Annotated in this window: 7 protein-coding genes; 3 read left to right on the top strand and 4 right to left on the bottom strand. The window is 53.0% G+C overall.

Annotated features, from left to right (window positions below; genetic code table 11):
- Positions 1-19: 19 nt before the first annotated feature.
- Entirely contained in the window at positions 20-877 is an 858-nt protein-coding gene (locus tag L692_RS28920) for a peptidylprolyl isomerase (protein WP_036723835.1), read from the bottom strand.
- 195 nt (positions 878-1,072) lie between these two features.
- Entirely contained in the window at positions 1,073-1,411 is a 339-nt protein-coding gene (locus L692_RS0114965; protein ID WP_025700977.1) for a LytTR family transcriptional regulator DNA-binding domain-containing protein, read from the bottom strand.
- A 181-nt stretch (positions 1,412-1,592) separates the two neighbouring features.
- On the opposite strand from L692_RS0114965, the gene L692_RS0114960 reads away from it, so the two are divergent.
- Positions 1,593-2,690, top strand: coding sequence for a lactonase family protein (locus L692_RS0114960; protein ID WP_025700976.1), 1,098 nt, complete (start codon positions 1,593-1,595; stop codon positions 2,688-2,690).
- Between the two features lie 126 nt (positions 2,691-2,816).
- On the opposite strand, the gene L692_RS0114955 is transcribed toward L692_RS0114960, so the two are convergent.
- Complete coding sequence (locus L692_RS0114955) at positions 2,817-3,038, bottom strand: RNA chaperone Hfq (RefSeq protein ID WP_025700975.1); 222 nt, start codon at positions 3,036-3,038, stop codon at positions 2,817-2,819.
- A 113-nt stretch (positions 3,039-3,151) separates the two neighbouring features.
- Here L692_RS0114955 and L692_RS0114950 point away from each other — a divergent pair, with 113 nt between their 5' ends.
- Complete coding sequence (locus L692_RS0114950; protein WP_025700974.1) at positions 3,152-3,799, top strand: phosphatase PAP2 family protein; 648 nt, start codon at positions 3,152-3,154, stop codon at positions 3,797-3,799.
- An 85-nt stretch (positions 3,800-3,884) separates the two neighbouring features.
- On the opposite strand, the gene L692_RS0114945 is transcribed toward L692_RS0114950, so the two are convergent.
- Complete coding sequence (locus tag L692_RS0114945) at positions 3,885-4,388, bottom strand: hypothetical protein (RefSeq protein ID WP_025700973.1); 504 nt, start codon at positions 4,386-4,388, stop codon at positions 3,885-3,887.
- A 177-nt stretch (positions 4,389-4,565) separates the two neighbouring features.
- Here L692_RS0114945 and L692_RS0114940 point away from each other — a divergent pair.
- The coding region (locus L692_RS0114940; protein ID WP_025700972.1) for an FUSC family protein at positions 4,566-5,476 on the top strand (911 nt) is incomplete at its 3' end.

Here is a 5,476-nt window from a genome sequence, read left to right as displayed (position 1 = left end):
CTGTTTTTTTGATGATGTGTTAGCCATACTCGCTCTTGACAGGCTCGCTTATGTCACCGACCTTCATTTTGAAGGCCGCGTTCGAGAATTCGGCAACCATATCGCCGCGCTTGAAGAAACCAAGATCGCCGCCTTTATCCTTGGAGCCTGTGTCTCCCGACTTCTCCTTGGCCAATGCCACAAAGTCTTTGCCGGCCTTAAGATCCTTCTCGATCGCATCGGCTTCCTCTTTCGTCTTAACCAGAATATGGGAAGCGCGAACTTGCTCTTCCGAGCCGAGCGTCGCCTTGTTTTCGTCAAAATAGGTTTGAATATCTTTATCGGTAACCGTGACCTTTGGCTCCAGCAGCTTGCGAATCTTAACCTGAAGCGGCAATTGCTCCTTGAGATCGTCCATCGTCATACCGCTCTGGGAAAGCGCGGAGTTCAGCCCTTCTTCGCCCCCGAACTGCTTCTGGAGATCTTCAATCTCACTGTTGATATCGGCATCGGTCACTGTGATTTTGGCCTTCGCGGCTTCCTGATCAACAAGCTCCTCGGTAATCATGGACTGCAGAGTCGCTTCCCCTCCGGTCTTCACCAGCTTGTCGTACAGCTCATTCTGGGTAATATCCTGGCCGTTTATCGTGGCGACTGCCGCTTCGCCCTCTGCCTTCTGGAAAGGCGGTTTAATCAGTACAATAATAAGTGCGGCCGCCAGCACGATCGTGGCGATCATCCAGCCCTTGCCGCCCCTTGATGCAGCGGACGCGTTCTTCTCGGGTTCACCGACCTTGTCCATAACAGGGATATCCTGATTCGTATGATCGGCTGCGGCTTCCTCCGCGTCCGTGGAGATAATCTGGTGTTCTCTCTCGTTCAAATTCTTCTCATCCATTGTAGCAATGACTCCCTTCAGTTATAGGTGTTGCCTGTCTTCATACAACTTTACCAGAACTCTGGGCTTCAAACCTTAAGAAAGCATAAAAAAACGGATATTCTTTTTAAGACTGCCTTAATAAACGGCAAAAAACCGGAAATCGCGGTCTCCCGTGATTTTCCGGCTTTAAGAGGCAGAATATGGCGGCGGGCTTCAAGAAACCCGGTTGCCCAGAAGCTGGCGGATCGCTTCCTGCTTTCTTCTGGGGATGTGTACCCGCTTGGCGTACGCTCCTTTTTCCCCGAAATAGATGAAGTCATCCTCGATCGAGCTGATCTTGTTCAAATTGACATAAACTTCGCCCTGAACATGAAAATAGCTCGGAGATTTCAGCAGGCGGCCCAGCTGCTCGGCAGACATTCTTTTTTTGATATTATAGTTTCTGCCGTGAAAGATAACCAGGTCATGATTACCGACCTTAAAGAACAGAACGTTCGTTTCCACCTCGAAGTCCTCATATACATTTCCGGCTTCCAGCAGAATGCTGCTCATTCCTGTTCCCCCATTTCTTATTCACTCATTGTTAGCGCTTTCATTATAACATAGCCTTCTATCCCTGAAAAGGTTTATTTTTAAAATAATTAAGGCAATAACGCCCGCACCATTTGTCATGGACGGAGAAAAAATGTAAATTAGATAAAGCGAAGCACGACCCAAAAGGAGGAGTAATCATATGACCGAATCATCCAAGCTGCTTCTGTTCACAGGGGCTTATTCCGGGGCAGGAGAGAAGGGTATCCACGTATTTCAGTTTGATCCAAGCCAGGGGGCCTTGACATTGCTTGACGAAGTGAAAGGAATTGCGAACCCGACATTCGTCGATGTCGATGCAGGGGGGCGCCGGCTGTATGCTATAGGCGACAAGCTGAACGAAGACGGGGTAAAAGAAGGGGAAGTGGCCGCCTATTCTATCGACTCGGCGAGCGGGGCATTGAAGGAGATCAGCCGGACGGGAACGATGCCCGCCGAAGGCAAGACCGCGACAAGCACCTGCCACATTATCTCGGATGCCTCGAACCGTTATCTCATCGTTTCAAGCTATCACGGAGGAATGATTGGGCTTGTCGCCCTTGACGGCGAAGGAAGAACGGTACGGTTGACCGACAGCGCCGTTCATACGGGGCACGGGGCCGACCCGGAGCGGCAGGACCGTCCTCATCCACATTCGGCGACGCTCAGCCCGGATGGACGTTTTCTCTTTGTGTGTGATCTGGGGCTTGATGTGATCCGCAAGTACACTGTCAACTATGAGAAGGAAACGCTTGAGGCGCAAGGAGACACCAGGCTCCATCCGGGAGCCGGTCCCCGTCATTTTGCCTTTCATCCGGACGGACATTCCGCATATGTCATTAACGAAGTGGATTCAACGATCACATCTTTTACATACGAGGCGGAGAGCGGAACGCTTAAGACCGTGGCCACGGTTCAGGCTCTTCCGGCAGACTACGCCTTGGAAAATACGTGCGCGGAGATCGCGCTGTCCCCGGACGGCCGTTATCTCTACGGATCGAACCGCGGGCATGACAGCATTGTCGTCTATGCGGTCAATCCGGCGACGGCGGAGCTTGCCTATGTTGAGCATGTGTCCACTCGCGGCGGCCATCCGCGCCATTTTGCGCTGACGCCGGACGGGAGCTATCTCATCGTTGCCAACCGGGATGCCAATAACCTTGTGGTCTTTGCGCGGGACAATGAAAGCGGGCGCCTGACCTTTACCGGCCATGAAGCGGCGGTGTCAAAGCCCGTCTGCGTTAAGCCTGCTCTGTTCTAATAAATCCGCCAATCGCAGGCAGCTGCTTGAATACGAACAGCAGGAAACGCCGGGCTGCTAAGACCGGCGTTTCCTGCGTAAACTGTATGAATCGGCTGAAGAAGGTAAGATGCCAGGGGAAGAGCGCTACCTTAGCGATACCGGCCTTAGCGGAACAATGGTGGATACGGCGGATTTGAACAGCACGTTCTGTCTGCCGTCGCTTTGACCCTGCAAGGTTAATGTGTAAGCGTCATACGCGGTCATCGTGCCCTGGATTTTTACTCCGTTGGTTGTAAAGATTGTTAGCGGAACCTTGGTCTGAACGAATTGGCTCAACATGCGTTCCTGAAGCTTTTGGATTTCCACTTTGGCAGCACTCCATCTTTTTATAATTAATTTCTTTAACCAAGTATAGCATGGAGAAGGTATCCACTGGAAACCGGCTCCGTTCGGTAAATGTACTTAGGGGGCTATAGAGAATGATTTCCAGGCATTGGTCCAGAGGTTTCAAGCTTTTCCTGCTGTTTGCGGGCATCTTCGGGCTGATTGCCGTTCTGGTGTCGTATAACTACACAGCGGCGTTCGATGAACGGATTATTCATCTTATCCAATCCGGCGAAACGCCTGCGCTAACGTCCGCAGCCAAGACTCTGTCCCTGGTCGGATCGTCCAGAATCGTAATCGGTCTGTCGCTCGTTATTATGGCCGCCCTGTTCCTGTTCCTCAAGCACCGGCTTGAACTGCTGCTGTTTCTATGGGTGGGCGTGACTTCAAATCACCTTAATACTCTTTTGAAGGATTGGTTTCACAGGGAGCGGCCGGATATCCACCGGATTATTGAAGAGACCGGCTTCAGCTTCCCGAGCGGGCACTCGATGGCCGCCTTTTCGGTATACGGCGCGCTGACCTTTCTGCTGTGGCGTCATATGCGTTCCACAGCCGGCCGGGTTCTGCTGGTCGCCGCCTGCTTCCTTATGACCGCTGCGATCGGCTGGAGCCGGATTTATCTGGGGGTGCATTATCCGAGCGATGTAATCGGCGGCTATGCGATCAGCTGCGCCTGGCTGATGCTGTCCATTGCAGGGTTTGAGTCGTGCCGCGCATACCTGAAGAAGCGCAAGAAATAGGAATTGGAACGAGGAGAAACCGGATACCCGGGCAAGGATATCCGGCTTTAACGATCCGGCTGCAGGCATACGGGACCACAGTCCATTACCCGTTATTTTCAGGCGCCTTCCGGCACTGAGGATGTCCGGACAACGGTCCTTTCTCATTGATCCGCGCTTTCAGCATGAAGGGCAGTCTTGCCTTGAGCTTGTTCCCTTGCTCCGGGGTGAAGCGTCCTTCGGCGACAGCCTTGTCAATGCGTTCTCCGGCCGCTTCCGCAAGCTTCTGCACATACTGCTCCTCACTCCAGCCTTTCTTCTCCTTGGCGATGGCCGCCAGGCTTTTTCCGGAATTCAGGCTGTCCAGGAGAGAGGAGCAGTCCATGTCAAGCAGCCTGGCGCTCTCCTTGAGGATGAAATGTCCTTGGCCGTGATGCTTGGCTCTATGCCCTTCATGCGCGCCGGCATTCGGATTCGCAGGGGGTTGGGCGGTCCGGCCATTGTCCAGGGCTGCTTCGGCTCCCGCCGTGCCCGGTGAGGTAAGTCCATAAGCCAGCCCGATCAGCAGGGAGGCGGACAGCGCCAGCGCTTTGTTGGCAAATGCGTTCATTCGGTTCACCTCTTTTCCTCGAAAATGGGCCTATCGATCCCAGTATTTCCAGAAACCTGAAAAGACACTGAAAAAATACTTAAATTCTGTTAAATTTCGACGCCCAGCCCCATGGGTAATAATAATAAGGCCATGCTTGCACAAAGCTGATATATGTAACTAGAGGAGGGATGGGCCGTGAATTTTGGCGCCCGCGTACTTAAAACGGGGCTTGCGGTAACGCTTGCCCTATATCTCGCCACGCTGCTGAAGTTCCCCACGCCAACCGGCGCGGGCATAGCGGCCATATTCGCATTGCAGCCGTCCATCTACCGGTCCTGGCGGCATTTTCTGGACCAGATTCAGACCAGTACCATCGGCGCGGTTATAGCGCTGCTTGGCGGTATGCTGCTGTCCAATCAGCCGATTGCGGTGGGAATTGTCTGTATCCTGGTCATTATGCTCAGCATGAAGATGAACCGGGCTGACACGATCGGGCTGACGCTTGTCACCGTCATATCCGTGATGGATGCATCCGGGCAGTGGCAGTTTGCGCTGAACCGGTTCCTGCTGCTCATGACGGGGGTTGTGTCCGCTTTCGTCATCAACATCCTCGTCTTTCCTCCGAAGCCGCGGAAGCAGTACATCAACCAAATTGAGAGTGTCTTCTCCAGTCTGTCCCTGCTGCTCCGGACCGCCGTTTCCCATGAAATGAAGGAGAGTGTGTTCCGGGATGAGAAGAACGCCCTTGAAGGCTCCATCCGTTCCCTGGCGGATAAATACACTCTGTTTGAAGAAGAGCAGAAGCAGCTGCGCAAGCCCAAATACAGCGAGACCAGACATATGGTTGTTTATAAAAATATGCTCTCATCCCTGCAAAAAGGCTATGAAGTGCTCGATGCGGTGGATCGGCATTACTTTCAGGCCGGGCGCAGCGAAGACACCGACGCGGTGTTCGACCGCCATCTGGAGCTGCTGATCAAATACCATGAGCATATTCTGCTGAAGTTTCAGAACAAGATCAAACCGGACATTTCGGAGACGGACCCGCTGGGAGAGGATAATGACCGCTTTCTGGAGTCCGTGGTGCAGGGCTATAAACAGGGCGG

The sequence above is a fragment of the Paenibacillus forsythiae T98 genome (genome assembly GCF_000520735.1).
Taxonomy (GTDB): Bacteria; Bacillota; Bacilli; order Paenibacillales; family Paenibacillaceae; genus Paenibacillus_AQ; species Paenibacillus_AQ forsythiae.
The sequence above is the reverse complement of the archived record's forward strand: the minus strand, read 5'-3'. Positions and strand labels throughout refer to the sequence as shown.

Excerpts from the sequence above, each read along its gene's own strand:
- L692_RS0114950 (WP_025700974.1), top strand. The coding sequence starts at position 3,152 with ATGATTTCCAGGCATTGGTCCAGAGGTTTCAAGCTTTTCCTGCTGTTT.
- L692_RS0114960 (WP_025700976.1), top strand. The coding sequence starts at position 1,593 with ATGACCGAATCATCCAAGCTGCTTCTGTTCACAGGGGCTTATTCCGGG.
- L692_RS0114965 (WP_025700977.1), bottom strand. The coding sequence starts at position 1,411 with ATGAGCAGCATTCTGCTGGAAGCCGGAAATGTATATGAGGACTTCGAG.
- L692_RS28920 (WP_036723835.1), bottom strand. The coding sequence starts at position 877 with ATGGATGAGAAGAATTTGAACGAGAGAGAACACCAGATTATCTCCACG.
- L692_RS0114945 (WP_025700973.1), bottom strand. The coding sequence starts at position 4,388 with ATGAACGCATTTGCCAACAAAGCGCTGGCGCTGTCCGCCTCCCTGCTG.